Origin of the sequence: Rhodococcus sp. O3, assembly GCF_048897285.1 — a bacterium.
In the GTDB taxonomy this organism is placed as follows: domain Bacteria; phylum Actinomycetota; class Actinomycetes; order Mycobacteriales; family Mycobacteriaceae; genus Rhodococcus.
Genome location: NZ_JBMBTE010000048.1, coordinates 1 through 14,854, shown reverse-complemented (window position 1 = coordinate 14,854; position 14,854 = coordinate 1). Strand labels below are relative to the sequence as shown.

The 14,854-nt window shown below is 68.4% G+C and carries 13 protein-coding genes; 8 read left to right on the top strand and 5 right to left on the bottom strand.

The window, feature by feature from the left end; genetic code table 11:
- Positions 1-24: 24 nt before the first annotated feature.
- The 4 genes from ACN675_RS15230 to ACN675_RS15215 all read left to right on the top strand — a co-directional run bounded on the left by ACN675_RS15230 (position 25) and on the right by ACN675_RS15215 (position 4,240).
- Positions 25-1,785, top strand: coding sequence for a GNAT family N-acetyltransferase (locus tag ACN675_RS15230; protein ID WP_420751632.1), 1,761 nt, complete (start codon positions 25-27; stop codon positions 1,783-1,785).
- 234 nt (positions 1,786-2,019) lie between these two features.
- A complete protein-coding gene (locus tag ACN675_RS15225; protein WP_420751631.1) occupies positions 2,020-2,268 on the top strand; it encodes a DUF2798 domain-containing protein in 249 nt (82 codons plus the stop codon).
- 183 nt (positions 2,269-2,451) lie between these two features.
- Entirely contained in the window at positions 2,452-3,357 is a 906-nt protein-coding gene (locus ACN675_RS15220) for an LLM class F420-dependent oxidoreductase (RefSeq protein ID WP_420751630.1), read from the top strand.
- Between the two features lie 13 nt (positions 3,358-3,370).
- A complete protein-coding gene (locus ACN675_RS15215) occupies positions 3,371-4,240 on the top strand; it encodes an SDR family NAD(P)-dependent oxidoreductase (RefSeq protein WP_420751629.1) in 870 nt (289 codons plus the stop codon).
- Here the strand turns inward: ACN675_RS15215 and ACN675_RS15210 are convergent.
- Positions 4,237-4,791: a TetR/AcrR family transcriptional regulator gene (locus tag ACN675_RS15210; protein WP_420751628.1), complete on the bottom strand. Its 555-nt coding sequence runs from the start codon at positions 4,789-4,791 to the stop codon at positions 4,237-4,239. The genes ACN675_RS15215 and ACN675_RS15210 overlap by 4 nt on opposite strands.
- Before the next feature lie 124 nt (positions 4,792-4,915).
- Between ACN675_RS15210 and ACN675_RS15205 the strand changes: the two genes are divergently transcribed.
- Complete coding sequence (locus ACN675_RS15205) at positions 4,916-5,926, top strand: ABC transporter permease (protein ID WP_420751627.1); 1,011 nt, start codon at positions 4,916-4,918, stop codon at positions 5,924-5,926.
- A 55-nt stretch (positions 5,927-5,981) separates the two neighbouring features.
- Here ACN675_RS15205 and ACN675_RS15200 read toward each other — a convergent pair whose 3' ends face one another.
- On the bottom strand, positions 5,982-7,241 hold the full coding sequence (locus tag ACN675_RS15200) for an MFS transporter (protein WP_420751626.1): 1,260 nt from the start codon (positions 7,239-7,241) through the stop codon (positions 5,982-5,984).
- Positions 7,242-7,415: 174 nt separating this feature from the next.
- Here ACN675_RS15200 and ACN675_RS15195 point away from each other — a divergent pair, with 174 nt between their 5' ends.
- Positions 7,416-7,712 carry an FmdB family zinc ribbon protein gene (locus ACN675_RS15195; RefSeq protein WP_420751625.1) on the top strand — a complete coding sequence of 99 codons (297 nt, stop codon included), beginning with the start codon at positions 7,416-7,418 and terminating at the stop codon, positions 7,710-7,712.
- Between the two features lie 23 nt (positions 7,713-7,735).
- Entirely contained in the window at positions 7,736-8,989 is a 1,254-nt protein-coding gene (gene fmdA / locus ACN675_RS15190; RefSeq protein ID WP_420751624.1) for a formamidase, read from the top strand.
- Positions 8,990-9,027: 38 nt separating this feature from the next.
- Here fmdA and ACN675_RS15185 read toward each other — a convergent pair whose 3' ends face one another.
- The 3 genes from ACN675_RS15185 to ACN675_RS15175 all read right to left on the bottom strand — a co-directional run bounded on the left by ACN675_RS15185 (position 9,028) and on the right by ACN675_RS15175 (position 13,039).
- Positions 9,028-9,405 (bottom strand): VOC family protein, encoded by a 378-nt coding sequence (locus ACN675_RS15185; protein WP_420751623.1) that lies wholly within the window; start codon positions 9,403-9,405, stop codon positions 9,028-9,030.
- 73 nt (positions 9,406-9,478) lie between these two features.
- Positions 9,479-9,748, bottom strand: coding sequence for a GlsB/YeaQ/YmgE family stress response membrane protein (locus tag ACN675_RS15180; RefSeq protein WP_420751622.1), 270 nt, complete (start codon positions 9,746-9,748; stop codon positions 9,479-9,481).
- 60 nt (positions 9,749-9,808) lie between these two features.
- A complete protein-coding gene (locus ACN675_RS15175) occupies positions 9,809-13,039 on the bottom strand; it encodes a bifunctional cytochrome P450/NADPH--P450 reductase (RefSeq protein ID WP_420751621.1) in 3,231 nt (1,076 codons plus the stop codon).
- Positions 13,040-13,535: 496 nt separating this feature from the next.
- On the opposite strand from ACN675_RS15175, the gene ACN675_RS15170 reads away from it, so the two are divergent.
- On the top strand, positions 13,536-14,854 hold a 1,319-nt coding region (locus ACN675_RS15170), incomplete at its 3' end, for an MFS transporter (RefSeq protein WP_420751620.1).

Here is a 14,854-nt window from a genome sequence, read left to right as displayed (position 1 = left end):
GAGGAAGGCGCCTAGGATACCGCCATGCGGCTCACGAACGTCGCGCACCTGCGCCTTCCCTTCGGTCGGCTGCTCGGCTACGACGTGACAGCCGGACAGCCGGGCCGACCCCTGCCCGTCTCCTTCGACCAGGGACGCCACGTCGGGGCCGGCGACCGTGCCGGATCCTGGATGGCCTTGTCCTTCAGGCTCTCCGAGCCGGTGTCACCCGACGATCTCGCGACCGCGTGGCTGGCGGTGATCGCGCGGCACGGCACGTTGCGGTCGGTCTTCGTGCCCGGAGACGACGGTGAGCCGCAGCTGTACGAGGTCGAAATCACACCCGGAGAGTGGGTCGAGCACTCGATCGCGCCCGGCCAGGCGGTCAACGATGCGCTGCGGGACGTGCTCGACGGCGCGTGCTCGCCGTACACCCGTCCGTCGCACCGGCTGTGCATGCTCGAGACAGCGGACGGACCGACGGTGGTGATCGCCGCCGACCACTCGCACGTCGACATGTGGTCGATGCTGGTGCTCGCCCGCGACCTGCTCGCCGCACTCGCAGCGGTACACGAGGGCCGTGAGCCGGCATTGCCGCCGGCGCCCGCGTTCGCCGAGCACACCAGGGCGCTTCGCGACCGCCCGACCGCACCGCACGACGTACGCCGCCGCTGGGCCGAGGTCCTCGCGGCCAGCGGGGACGTGATGCCGCGGTTCCCGCTGCCGCTGGGCGAGGAGACGCTGCATCGCGAACGCGTGGAGGTGCGCGACGTGCTCGGCGTCGACGACAGCGCTGCCTTCGGGGCGCAGGCCAAGGACGACGGCGTCTCGACCCTCGCCCTGGTGGTGGCGGCGATGACCGACGTGACCCTCGAGCTGGCCGGTTCTCCGTTGCGGGCGGTGTTCCCGGTGCACAGCCGGTACGACGCCACGTGGCACGACTCCGTCGGCTGGTTCATCACCAATTCGGTGCTGGAATCGGCCGTCCCCGAGCCCCGTGCCGCCGCGGAGGCGGTCAAGGAGGCGGTGGGGATGGGGTCCTGGCCCCTCGAGGACGTGCTGCGTCCGTGGGGTGGGATGCCCGAGGCGCCGGGGATGTTCGCGATCTCGTGGCTGGATCTGCGCCGATTGCCGGTCCGGGTCGATGCGACCGGGCTGGAGGCCCAGTACGTCGGCGCGACGATCCGGACCGACGGCGTGATGCTGTGGTTCATCCTCGACGAGTCCGGCTTGCACCTGCGCTGCCGCTACCCCGACACCCCCGAGGCCCGGCTGAACGTCGGCAATTGGCTGGATACGCTCATCGCCCGCTTGCGGTCACGAGCGCGCGCATCGGTCGGGGGACGGCTGAGTGTCGGCGACCGGACGTATCGCGTGCAGCGCGCCGTCCGCGCCGACGTGCCGGCGCTGGTCGCGCTGCTGTCCGACGACGAGACCGCCCGGGAAGGTATCGAGATCGCGCGGTACGAGGAGGCGTACGACGCGGTGGCCCGGGACTCCGCGCACTACCTGGCCGCGGTGCGTGACGAGGACGATCGGATCGTCGGGACCATGCAGCTCTCGATCGTTCCGGGGCTCTCCCGCGGCGGTGTCACGCGGATGCAGATCGAGGGGGTCCGGGTGGCGGCATCCGAACGTTCCCGGGGTGTCGGCACCGCGATGCTCGAGTGGGCGCACGGGCACGGCCGTCAGCGCGGGGCGTCACTCGCTCAGGTCACCACGGACCGGGTCTGCGAGCGGGTCCGTACGTTCTTCGCGCGGCTCGGTTACGACGACACCCGCGTCGGGCTCGAGCGGGCGCTCTGATCCGTCGTATCGGGTCGACCGTGTTGCGACGAGCATCACGTCGGGCCGATCGTGCGCCATCGGTATAATCGAACGGCCTGAAAGATTTTGGCTGGTGTGGTTATTCCAGCCCTCGGTACTCCTGAGATGAAGTCGCGCCCCCGGCGTGAACCCAAGGCGCCCGATCCCTCAACGAAGTGGACGGTGGCGCCGGTCGAGTATCGAAGGTGTCGTCGTCCCGGACAGGAATGGACGATGGACAAGAAGAGCATCCTTCTCTCTCAGGTCGTCATGACCTTCATCATGGCGGCGACGATGTCGGGCATCATGGGGCTCGTCAACGTCGGACCCTCGATGGAGTGGCTGCGCGGCTGGCCTCTGCAGTTCGTCATCGCATGGCCGATCGCCTTCTGCCTCACGATGGTCGCCTGGCCCGCATCGATGGCCCTCACCGGAAAGATCGTCGGTGCCCGCAGTGAGGCCGGTGCCTCCCGGTCGTCCTGAGGTACGGCCGGACCGCACCGACTGCGGGACGTCCACACTCGCGATCGTCGATCCGCCGGGAACCGTTTGCATCCAGTGAGAATCGGACTATCTTCGATCGGTAGTACGATTCTCGGATGATGGCCTCGCAGCACGAGGCTCGGGTGCAGGCGGGCCGGCGGCTCGCCGGAGAGGTGTGCGCTGGTGACGTTGCGGTTCATCTTCCACTATCCCGAGATCAACGGACCCGACGGCGACGTGCTCGACCCGGGTCCCGTGCGCGACGTGGCGGTCGCGGCCGAACGCGCCGGATTCGACGCCTTCTCGTTCAGTGAGCATCCCGCGCCCGGCGCGGGCTGGCTCTCCGCGGGAGGGCACCAGACGCTCGACCCGTTCGTCGCGCTCGGCTTTGTCGCCGGGGCGACCGAGCGGCTGCGTCTGCTCACCTATCTGGCGGTGGCCCCGTACCGCAACCCGTTCCTGCTGGCCAAGGCCGCCGCATCCCTGGACAAGATTTCCGGCGGACGGTTCACACTCGGTATCGGGACCGGCTATCAGAAGAGCGAATTCCACGCTCTCGGTGTCGATTTCGACGAGCGCAACGCACTGTTCGACGAAGCCCTCGACGTGCTGCCGTTGCACTGGAGCGGCGAGCCGTTCAGCTACGACGGCCGCCACTTCAGCGCGCACAACATCATCGCCCGGCCGCGCCCGGTGCAGACGCCGATCCCGATCTGGATCGGGGGGAACTCCAAGCTCACGCGGCGTCGCGTTGCGCAACGCGCCCAGGGTTGGATGCCCATGTCGGGCGGCGCGCAACTCAGCGCCACCGCCCGCACCCGGGAACTCGGTCCCATCGGTGAACTCGCCGGGCAGATCACCGAACTGCGCGAAGCGGCGATCGCGGCGGGACGTTCCGACCACATCGACGTCGTCTACTCCTACAGCAGCGAGATCGGTTCACCCGGTATCGATCCCGATCGTCATCGCGAGGTGTTCGCCGACCTGGAGAAGGCCGGCGTCGACTGGGTGACGGTCTCGTGCCCCATCGAGGGATTGCCGGCCACCGTCGACTTCCTCGAGTCGTTCGGCGCCACCTACCTCTCGTGACAGGACTGCTGCCGTGACGGGATGGTTCGAAGAACGAGCAGGTCTGGCGGGGTCGGTCGCTGTGATCGCCGGCGGCGCAGGGGGACTCGGTGAGGCGATCGTGCGCGACCTCGCCGCGAACGGGGTGCGGCCGGCCGTGATCGACATCGATCGCGATGCCGTGGCGGCACTGGCTTCGTCGTTGCACGATCAGGGACTCGACGCGATCGTGCGGCACGGCGACGCCCGCGACCCCGACGCGCTGTCCGCACTGTTCGACGAGGTCGACGAACGCTGGGAGCGGCTCGACACCTTGGTGAACATCGTCGGCGGCACCTTCCGGTCGCCGTTCGTCGACACCAAGCCGAAGGGCTGGGACGCGCTCGTGCGCACCAACCTCTCGCACGTGCTGCACGCGTGTTCGCTCGCGGTGCCCCGAATGAAGAACGGTGGTCGCGGCGGCAGCATCGTCAATCTCACGACCATCGAAGCGCACCGGGCCGCACCGGGTTTCGCCGTCTATTCGGCCGCGAAAGCTGCCGTCGAGCAGTTCGGCCGGACGCTCGCGGTCGAGGTGGCGCCGGACCGGATCCGCGTGAACAACGTTGCGCCCGACTTCGTTCCGACGCCGAACCTCGAACGGCTCGCGGTGGGGGAGCACGCCCTGGCCGATTCGCGCAGTGCGGCGATCGCGATTCCGATGGGGCGCGTCGGGCACGTCCACGACATCTCCAACTGCGTCGTGTTCCTCGCGTCGGGACTGTCGTCGTTCATCACCGGTACGACGCTGCATCCGGACGGCGGAACCCTTGCGTCGTCCGGATGGTTCAACTGGCCCGGGCACGGCTGGGCGAACTATGCACCGGCGGACGTCCTGGAACGGATCCCGGGCGGGGACGGCTAGGGCCGCATTCCGGCCAGCATGATCGACACCAGGCGTGGGACGAGGTCGGGCGCGACGGTGCGGATGGCCGCTGGCTGGGGGCGGGTGATCATGCCGATCCCGAGGACGAGTTCGAGCGCGCCGAGATCCGCCCGGACCGCGCCCGCAGACCGGGCGGAGGCGAGCACGTCCTCGACCCCGGCGAGCGTGATCTCCTGCGCCCGCCGCACGGATTCCGGCAACTCGTGCGCGACGAACTCTGTCAGAGCGCCCGACAACGCCCCCAGATCCAGTTCGACGAGTCGCTGCACGTAGTTCGTCCAGGCGGTGCCGGGCGCCGCGTCGAACGCGTCGAGGGCATCGGCCGAGGCTGCTTGCATGTCGCCGAGGATGGCCAGCGCCACCTCGTGGGCAAGCGCGCTGCGTGATTCGAAGTTCCGGTACAGGGTGGCGATGCCGACGCCTGCCGCTTCGGCGATGGTCTCCAACGCGACGTCGCTGCCGTGGGCGGCGAACAACCGTCGTGCCTCCCGGACGATCGCTTGACGACGCTTCGCGGCATCGGAACGCATCTGTAACTCCTCCGGTGCTCGGTCCTGACGGGCAGTCTTGACATCCCATTCTAAACGGAGGATTATTCTCCACATAAGTGGAGGATTTTCATCCGGTTCAAGACCGGAACAGAAGGACGAGGGAATGACACAGATCGACACGGAGTCCCCGGCGGCCGCCGAGGAGGGCGCTTCCGGACGCACCCGAAACCCCGCCGCCATGCTGCTCGCCATGTGTGCCGGTCTCGGCGTGATCCTGGTCCTGCTGCTGATGGTCTTCATCCTGCCGTCGCTCAAGAGCGGCGCCCACGATCTGCAGGTGGGGGTGGTGGGAACCGATACCGCCCAGTTCGAGCAGGCCCTCGGCGCGGCCGCCCCGAATGCATACGAGCCGCAGCAATTCGAGTCGGACGAGGCTCTGCGCGACGCGATCCGCAATCGCGAGGTCGTCGGCGGGTTCGTCGTCGACGGCGGCAACGTCCACGCTCTGGTCGCCAGTGCAGGTTCGTCTGCCATCTCCGGATCGCTCACCGGCACCGCGCAGACCGTGGCCCGCGCGACCGGATCCGCGGTGACGGTCGAGGACGTCGTTCCGCTGCCCGCGTCCGATCCCACCGGCATCGGCATCGGCGGACTCGCATTCCCGCTCGTCTTCGGCGGCATCGTCCCGGTCGTCGCGTTCCGGAAGATCTTCCCGCGTAGCAATGCGTGGTACCTCGCCGGCCTGATCGGCTTCGCCGCGCTCGGCGGTATCGCGGTGTCCGCCGTGCTCACCTACTGGTTCGGCAGCATCGAATCGAGCATGTGGCCGGTCGCGGCGGCCCTTACGCTGGGCATCGCAGGTCTCGCCCTTCCGCTGGCGGGTCTTCAGAACGCGTTCGGTGCCAAGGGATTCACGCTCGGCGCCATGACGATGATGTTCCTCGGCAACCCCCTGGCCGGCATCGCCACCACATCGGCGTGGCTGCCCAGCGGACTCGGCACGTTCGGCCAGATCCTGCCGCCGGGTGCAGCGGGAACCCTGGTCCGCTCGGCCGCCTACTTCGACTGGGCCGGCGGGGCCACGGCCGCACTGACTCTCGTGACGTGGGTCGTCGTGGGCCTGGCGCTCTACGCCGTGGGCGCGCGCCGCGCACCCGCCGAGGCGCAGGCCTGACACCTGCCCGACCCGGATTCGGCCGGACGCCTCACGGGCCTCCGGCCGAATCCGTTCAGGTTGCGTTCGCTCGTTCGGGAGCTCGCCAGACGTCGCCGACGCCACGCGGACCCACTCCTCGGTCGAGGGCGACGAGCAGTGCCGCGCAGCCGAGCCCCGACAGGACGACACTCGTGCCGAACAGAGCGGGATAGCCGAGCAGCTCACCGACCGCGCCCGCAGCGAAACCGGCGATGCCCTGGACGACCACGATCGCGCACGCCATCAGGGTGTAGTCGCTGCCCGCGTGGTCGCGATCGGCGGCGTCCATCATGAGGGTGAACACCGCCACGGTCGCGGCGCCGCCGAGGATGTGCTCGGCCAGGCTCGCCGAGACGATCAATCCGAATCCGCCGACCCCGAGCGACGCGACCAGATACAGCGCCACGCTCGCGGTCTGGGTCACGCCACCGATCAGCAGAGCCCTCCGGCGGCCCCACCGCGAACACATCCACGCGCCCATCGCTGCACCCGCGAGCGCACCGACCGACGACAGGACGCCCTTGATCAGCGCGATCTGCCCGAGGGACAGACCCGAGTCCGACATGAAGGGGCCGACCATCGCCGACCCCATCGAGTCTCCGAACTTGAAACCACCGACGATCAGGATGAACGCGACCATCCCGGGCCGACGCAGGCGCGTCCACCACCCGGCCGCCAGTCGCACCGGGGTCGTCGGCTCCTGAACGCTGCACACCGACGCCTGCCGCATCGTCCACACCGGGATCGTCGTCACCAGCAGCAGCGCGGCCATCGTGACGAACAGGGCCCGCCATCCCGCGATCGAGAACAGCCACAGCAACGCACCGCCACCCACGATCATCCCGATTCGGTAGGCGCCCGCCTGAATTCCGTTGCCGACACCGCGCTCTCGTGGGCCCAGCAGCTGCACGGCGAGCCCGTCTGTCGCGATGTCCTGGGTCGCCGACACCGCATTGACGACCGCGATCCCGACCAGGAGCCAGCGCAACGACGACTCGAGGTCGAGGGCCGCCATCGCGAGGGTCACCGCTGCCGACAGCAGCTGCAGCGTCAGCAGCCATCGGCGCCGGGTGCCGTAGTGGTCGACGTACGGCGCCCACAGGAATTTCAGGGCCCACGGTGCGAACAGGACACCGGTCGCGCTGATCGCGATCAGCGAGAAGCCGGACTCCCGGAGCACCACGGGCAATGCCTGGGTGAAGAACCCGAACGGCAGGCCCTGCGCGAAATACAGGGCGACGAGCAGCACCGCGGTGGACACAGGGATCGTGCCCGGCCGGGCCACTGATTTCATGGGCACATCCTGGCAGAGCGGTCGCCGCGGGCGACTCGACGGGCACGTCGCCGTCGGTGATTCGCCGCGCGCCTGGGCCGCAAGGTTGCCTCGACGTTACGACTTTCGCCGACCTCCGGCGCGGCCGCAATCGGTCGGATACGGTCGGGGGCACACCGGATATGCGAAGAACGGATGCCGATGCCGCTGTACGAATTCCGATGCGCCGACTGCGGTTCCTTCGATCTCTCGATGTCGATGAGCGAGGTCGGACCGGCTGCGCCCTGTCCCCGTTGTTCCCGATCGGCGCCGCGTCTGCTCGGCGCACCGCGCCTCGGTCGTGGCGGATCGGCGGCGATGCGTGCACATGATGCGGCGGCGCGGACGGCGTCCGAACCCGGCGTCGTATCGGGTGCACTGCCGGGGAACCCGCGGCGACCGCCGCGGCCCGTCACGACGGATCCTCGGCACCGCTTGCTTCCTCGCCCCTGAAGTTGCCGATCAAGGAGGTTTCCGTGCCCGACGTCATCTTCCCCCTCGACTCGACCCGCCGCTTCACCGACCAGGACAAGATCGGTCACAACCGCTGGCACCCCGACATCCCGCCCGTCGCGACCGTGAAGCCGGGGGACTCGTTCCGAGTGCACTGCCGGGAATGGTTCGACGGGGCGATCCACAACGACGATTCGGCCGACGACATCCGCAACGCGCCGCTGCACACCGTGCACGCACTCTCGGGACCGTTCGCCGTGGAGGGCGCGAAGCCCGGCGATCTGCTGATCGTCGACATCCTCGACGTCGGCCCGATCCCGCAGGAGGACTCCGGGCCGCTCGCAGGTCAGGGCTGGGGCTACACCGGGATCTTCGCCAAGCCCAACGGCGGCGGCTTTCTCACCGATCAATTCCCGGACGCGTACAAGGCGATCTGGGACTTTTCAGGACAGAAAGCGGCGAGCCGCCACGTCCCGCACGTGTCGTTCACCGGGATCGTGCACCCCGGGCTGATGGGGACGGCCCCCTCGCACGATCTGCTCTCCACGTGGAACACGCGCGAAGCTGCGCTGATCGCCACGGATCCGGATCGGGTGCCGCCGCTGGCGCTACCGCCCTTGCCGGACGGCGCGATCCTCGGCAGTCTCACCGGTGCGGATTTCGACCGGGTCGCGGCAGAGGCGGCACGGACCGCGCCGCCGCGCGAGAACGGAGGTAATCAGGACATCAAGAACCTCACCAAGGGGAGCCGGATCTTCTACCCGGTGTTCGTCGACGGCGCGAACCTGTCGGTCGGCGACCTGCACTTCTCCCAGGGCGACGGCGAGATCACGTTCTGCGGGGCCATCGAGATGGGCGGTTTCATCGATCTGCGCGTCGACCTCATCCGGGGAGGCATGGAGACCTACGGGGTGAGCGAGAACGCGATCTTCATGCCGGGCAACACCGACCCGCAGTTCTCGGAATGGCTCGCGTTCTCCGGCACGTCGGTCACCCTCGACGGCGAACAGCGCTACCTCGATTCCCAACTCGCATACCAGCGGGCGTGCCTGCACGCGATCGACTACCTCACGAAATTCGGATACAGCCCGGAACAGGCCTATCTGCTGCTCGGCGCGGCACCGATCGAGGGGCGATTGTCGGGAGTCGTCGACATCCCCAACTCCTGTGCGACGGTGTACATTCCGACGGCGATCTTCGACTTCCCCGTAAGACCGACGGCCGACGGCCCGGTGCGCATCGATCCGGGTGTGGGAGCACCGCATTCGCCTGCGTGATCGGCCCCATCCGGGCAATGAGGGTGCCGCCGTGACGGTCAGAGGAAGGCCGGCGGCTCGTAGCGCGGTTGGAACAGCAGGATGTCGTCGGCGCCGGGTACCGCAACATCGACGGTGAGGCCGTACCCGTCGTCGCGTACCTCACGGGTGAATCGCGCGCCCTTCGAGGACAATTCGGCCATCGTCGATTCGAGGTCGTCGCACATCAGCGAGATCGAATGCTGGCGAAGCGAGGTGTACTCGACGCCCTCGTGGACCCCCGACGTCGGGTGCACGCCGAGTTCGGACGGTCCGGTGCGGAAGATGAGCCAGCCGCCGCCGGTATCGACGGAGAGGAACCCGAGGACGTCGCGGAAGAACGCGCGGGTCGCGTCGGGGTCGTCGGAGTAGACCAGAGTGTGTACGCCGGTGATCATCGGTTCACGGTACGGCCGGAAGCGCGCTCACGCTGCCGGAATCGTGTATCCGCAGGTCAGATGTGCAGCACGGTCAGTCGACCGGCGACGCGGACCGCGATTTCCACCAGGACCACAGCGCGGTCACGATGATCGCCCCGGCGATGGAGCCGATGATGCCGCTGGGGCGCAGGGCGAGACCGTCGCCGGCGAGCAGGCTGACGATCAGGCCGCCGAGGAACGAACCGCCGACACCGGCAACGAACGCCAGGGTCCAATCGATTCCGGACTTGGACTTGCCCACGACGAGCTGTGCGACCGCGCCGACGAGCAACCCGAACAGGATGATCCCGATGATCAGCATGCCGGGAGTATAGGCAGCAAAACCCGCGCAGGCCCGGTATTGCGGGGCTCGCGGCGCTACTCAGCTTCCGCCCCAGATGTCCTCGAGGAAGCGGTGTTCTGCGCGCATACCGGACAGCCAGGTCTGCGCTTCGTCGACCGAGCAGCCGCGTTTACCTGCCACGATCTGGCTCAGGGCGGCACGAACCCCGGGAGCGAGCGTTCGGGCGTTGCCGCACACGAAGATCGACGCGCCCTGCCCGATCAGATCCCAGATCTCGTCCTGGTGGGCGAGCATCTCGTCCTGCGCGTACCGGCGGCCCTCGCGCGGTTGCCGGGAGTACGCGATGTGCACCCCGACGTCGGCGCTGGACGCGTAGGACTCCAGTTCGTCGGAGTAGATGTCGTCGTATCCGGGGCAGCGGCAACCGAAGAACAACAGTGAACGGGCCACCGAACCGCTCTGTGTCTTCTGGGCCGCGCGTTCCTGGAGGAATCCGCGGAACGGTGCCAGCCCGGTCCCGGCCCCGATCATGATCATCGGCACACTCGGATCGGACGGCGGGTAGAACGGGATGGTCGGCCGGCGGCGGAAGACGAAGACGGTGCTGTTGGGCGCCATATCCGCCAGATAGTTCGAGCACACACCCGCGAACGGACGACCGTCGCCGCGAGCCGGGACACGAAGCACCCCGGTGGTGAGGCTGCACGTCCCCGGATCGGTCGCCGGCGACGACGAGATCGAGTAGTACCGCGGCTGCAGCGGTGGCAGCAGATCCAGGTACTTCTCGAACGGCACCGTGCAGGCGGGGAAACGCTCGAGCAGGTCGAGAACCGAGACATTGGGCAGGGCGACCTCGTCGCGGTACTGCTCGTCGTCGAGGAGGTCCAGCAGTTCGGCGCGCTGCTCCGGATCCTCGGTGTGCTCGGCAAGCACCTCGATGTCGGCGCGGGTGGCGCAGGCCTGCAGCTCGACGCAACTGCCGAGGATGCCCAGCAGCGGGGTGGATTCGTCGACCGGGAGGTGGGTGTGGGTGCCCGGGTCCGCGACGATCGTGAGGTACATCCCGGCATCCAGGCCGAACCGCCACATCACCCGCCGGATCAAGTCGACGCTGTTGCGCGGCAGCACGCCCAGGTGGTCACCGGCGCGATAGTCCATGCCCTCGGGCAGCGCGACCTCGACGTGCCGGGTGGATCGGGGTTCGGGAACGGCGGCGCCGTCGCGTACGAGTTCCCGGTTCACCCGGACGCGGGCGGGGACGGCTCGATAGGACAGAACGACGGGATTGGCGAGCTGACGGTTGACGATCGAGATCGACAGGCCACCGCCGTCCGGAGGCGCGACGGCTGCCGAGGGCAGATCGAGCGCGGTTTCGAAGTCCGACCACAGCTCCGCATGCCACTGCCGGTACTGGGCGTCGAAGTCGCCGTGCGCGTCGCCCGCACCGCGCGGGCGGATGCGTTGCGCGCCGTGCCGTTCGAGTTCCGTGTCGATCAGGGTCGGGACCGCTTGATAGGTGGCGGCCCAGTCGGTGTCACCGCAGCCGAACACGGTGTATCGCACGGCCGAGTACGCATCGTCGGGCAGCGACGGCTCGCGCAGCGCCGCGACGAATTGTTCGGCGTTCTCCGGTGGCATCCCGTTGTACGACGAGCACACCACGATCAGCGACGACGCCGTACGGGCGGCATCGATGTGGTCGTCGAGCGTGCCGGCGGTCACCCGGAAGCCGCGTTCGGTGCCTTCCCTGGCGAGCTTGTTCGCAATACCTTCGGCGGTACCGAGATTCGAGCCGAACAGGATCGTCAGCGGTGTGCCGTGCCCGGCTCCGGGTGCTGCCGGCTCGACAGCAGGCTCCGCGGTGGCCGCGGTGGGCGCGGTGTCTGCGGCGACAGGAGCCGCGGAGGCGAGAATGTGTCCGGCGCGGGGTCGTACCCGGATGTAGAACTCGTCGGGTTTGACGGTGAGGGCGGTCCGGGTATGCAGGCGGTAGTCGCGGTGATCTTCGAACTCGAAGCGTTGCAGGAGCATTCCGAGGACGAGTGTGGCTTCCTGCATCGCGAACTGCCGTCCGATGCAGGCCCGCAGCCCGGTGCCGAAGGGCTTGTAGGCGTTCGGGGGCAGAGCCTGCTTGCGTTCGGGGGTGAAGCGGTCGGGATCGAATGTGTCGGCGTCGTCGCCCCAGACGGCCGGGTCGCGGTGCAATGCCTGGATGAGCACGGACAGTCCTGTGCCGGCGGGGATCGCGTAGCGTCCGGCGAGGATTTCGTCCTGACGTGGCGTGCGCGTGAACATCGGTGCGGTGGGCCACAATCGGAGCGTCTCGTCGAGAATCTGCGTGACGTAGGTGAGGCGGCGGATCTGTTCGTATCCGGGTTGTGGATCGCTGCCGAGCACCTCGTCGACCTCGGCCCGCGCACGGTCGGCGATCTCGGGGTTTTTCACCAGGAAGTACAGTGCGAACGAGAGCAGGCCGCTGGTCGTCTCGTGCCCGGCGATCAGGAAGGTCAGGCACTGGGCGACGATGTTCTCGTCGGGTAGGCCGAGGCCGCTCTTCGGATCCACCCCGTCGAGCATGCGGCCGAGCAGGTCCGTGTTGTCGGCCTCGCTTCCGCGTCGGCGGCGTTCCGAAATGAGCCCTTGGACAAGGGTTTGCATGTACTCCTGGTCTTCCTGGACCTGCCGTTTCGCCTGGATGTCCAGGCGCCGCTGAATCGGCAGCTGCCGGGCGCGCTTCTGCGCCTGGGCGAGCGAGCGGACCATCGCCGCGACGAACGGGTGCGGTGTCTCGCGGTAGAAGGAGTTGAACCGGTAGTCGAATCCACACAGGGCGATCGTGTCGAGGGTCAGCGCGGTCATGTCGACCGGGACGTTCACCTCGTCGCCGGGATTGAGGCGCGACCACTTGTCCATGAGCTGCCCGGCGATGTCGAGCATGCGCGGGACGTAGTCGCGCATCGCCTGCTGGCTGAACGGCGCCATGAGGATGTTGTGGGCGCGCTGCCACAGCGGGTCGTCGGTTGCGCTGGTGAACAAACCGGATCCGGCGACGCTATTGCGGACGCTGCTGAGCCCGGCGCCGACCTGCTTGTCGAAACGGGTGTCGTCGCACAGGTCGTCGACCAGGTCGGCGCCGGAGACCATCACCCGGGTCCCCATGGGCAGCGTCAGCTTGTAGATCGGCCCGTATTCGCGGGCGAGCGCGACGAAGCCCTCGAGTGGGCTGTGGGTGTCGATGTCCAGCAGGTTGCCGAGCCAGGGGAGGCCGTGGGGGCCGGGAAGTTCGTCGATGCCGATCGGTGTCGTCATGGGTTGCTCCGAGCGAGGGAAGCCCAGGCTGTTGCGGTCGCGGATGCAGCGGCACCGGTGAGTGCCGGAGCAGGGGAGGACGTCCGCCGCCGGGGTCGGGCCGGGGTGGTGGGATTTGCGATCCGATCGGATCTCGGCATCGACAATCCTCACCGTTGCAGGCAGAAACGGGAACGATTCGAGCGAGATTTTACTCGGTCTCGCGCGCCGATTCCGGGCTTTGCTCGTCGACGCTCGCGGAGTCCCCACGAGTGTGCGAATCCAATTATGGTGTAGCGGAATCTAATTCACCTCCACGTTCTCGCTCCCGGGGTGTTGCGTACGCCCGGCGGTTCGGGCGGCAACCTCCGGATCACCGCTTCGATCGACAGTGAATCAAGTCGCTTGACACTATGTCTTGTGAGTTTCTACATTGTTGCCCACGTCACTGCGAGACCTCGCAGGAACCCCTCCGAAGGCGCGGACCGAGCCCTCGGATACCGGAAGGAGCCAGTCCGTGAGCAACCATCAGGTGGATGCGATCGCCCCGCCGTCCTACCCGCCGCCGCAGGCTCCGCCGGCCGCGCCGCCGCGGTCCGGAGCTGCGGCGACACTCGCCGCCGCCTCGCTGGCGGTGATGGTTGCGCAGATCGCGAACGCGCTGCCCGGAGCGCTCAACGGCGTGTTCCAGCAGACGTTCGGCACCGTAGGATCCCAGCTGACCTGGATCACCGCGGCGTTCATGATCCCCGTCGTCGTCTTCGAACTCACCTTCGGTGTGCTCGGCGACCGATACGGCCACCGCAAGCTGGTCGTCGGCGGCGCGGTCGTGGTGGTCGCCGGTTCCCTCCTGTGCTCGGCAGCCCCGACCGTGGTGTGGATGTGGGTGGGCTCGGCCGTCAACGGCCTCGGCGCCGGCGCGATCTACCCGGCTTCCCTGGCCTTGGTCGCGGCCGTCTCGCGAACCCCGCAGGAACGGATCCGCGGCATCGCCGTCTGGGCCGGATTCCTGTCCGCCGGTTCCGCCCTGTCCCCGTTGCTCGGCGGCATGCTCGCCGGCTTCGGCTGGTGGCGCGCCTCGTACGTCGTCGTCGCGATTGCCGCGGCGGCCGCGTTGCTGCTCGCGCTGCGCAAGGCACAGGAGTCGCCGCTGCACGTCGACCGCCGGATGGATCTGTGGGGTCAATCGACCCTCGCGCTCGGCCTCGTCCTGGTCCTGTTCGGCCTCGTCCAGGGATCCGAGGACGGCTGGGGCAGCGGGTATGTCGTCGCGTCCCTGGCAGTCGGTGTCGCCCTGCTGGCCGCGTTCGTGGCGATCGAACTGCGGACCGAAGCCCCGTTGCTCGATCTGCGGCTGTTCCGGATCCGCCAGTTCACCGTCTCGTCGATCGTGGCCGTCGTCGGCATGTTCGCGTTCCTGGGCGCCTGCTTCGCGACGAGCATGTGGCTCGGACCGGTCCAGCACCAGGAGCCGCTCTACACGGGTCTGCTGTTCCTGCTGCTGCAAGGACCCGCGTTCGCGCTGATTCCCGTGATCTCCCGGCTGCAGGCCCGCATTCCGTCGCGGTGGCTGCTGACCGGTGGTTTCCTCGCCATGGCCGTCGGCGCGACGATCGCGGCCGGGAACGACGTGACCGACCGCAACGTCACCGCGTTCGTGCTGCCCTCGCTGCTCGTCGGCATCGGGTTCGCGGCGACGCTGTCTCCGATGACGGCGATCGCGGTCAACGCGGTGCCGCAACACCTGACCGGTACGGCCAGCGCGGCCACGAACCTGCTGCGCGACCTCGGGTTCGCGCTCGGACCCGTGCTCGTCGGCGCGATCGCGTTGAGCGC

Coding starts and splice junctions, on each gene's coding strand:
- ACN675_RS15230 (WP_420751632.1), top strand. CDS start 25: ATGCGGCTCACGAACGTCGCGCACCTGCGCCTTCCCTTCGGTCGGCTG.
- ACN675_RS15225 (WP_420751631.1), top strand. CDS start 2,020: ATGGACAAGAAGAGCATCCTTCTCTCTCAGGTCGTCATGACCTTCATC.
- ACN675_RS15210 (WP_420751628.1), bottom strand. CDS start 4,791: ATGCGTTCCGATGCCGCGAAGCGTCGTCAAGCGATCGTCCGGGAGGCA.
- ACN675_RS15205 (WP_420751627.1), top strand. CDS start 4,916: ATGACACAGATCGACACGGAGTCCCCGGCGGCCGCCGAGGAGGGCGCT.
- ACN675_RS15200 (WP_420751626.1), bottom strand. CDS start 7,241: ATGAAATCAGTGGCCCGGCCGGGCACGATCCCTGTGTCCACCGCGGTG.
- ACN675_RS15195 (WP_420751625.1), top strand. CDS start 7,416: ATGCCGATGCCGCTGTACGAATTCCGATGCGCCGACTGCGGTTCCTTC.
- ACN675_RS15185 (WP_420751623.1), bottom strand. CDS start 9,405: ATGATCACCGGCGTACACACTCTGGTCTACTCCGACGACCCCGACGCG.
- ACN675_RS15180 (WP_420751622.1), bottom strand. CDS start 9,748: ATGCTGATCATCGGGATCATCCTGTTCGGGTTGCTCGTCGGCGCGGTC.
- ACN675_RS15175 (WP_420751621.1), bottom strand. CDS start 13,039: ATGACGACACCGATCGGCATCGACGAACTTCCCGGCCCCCACGGCCTC.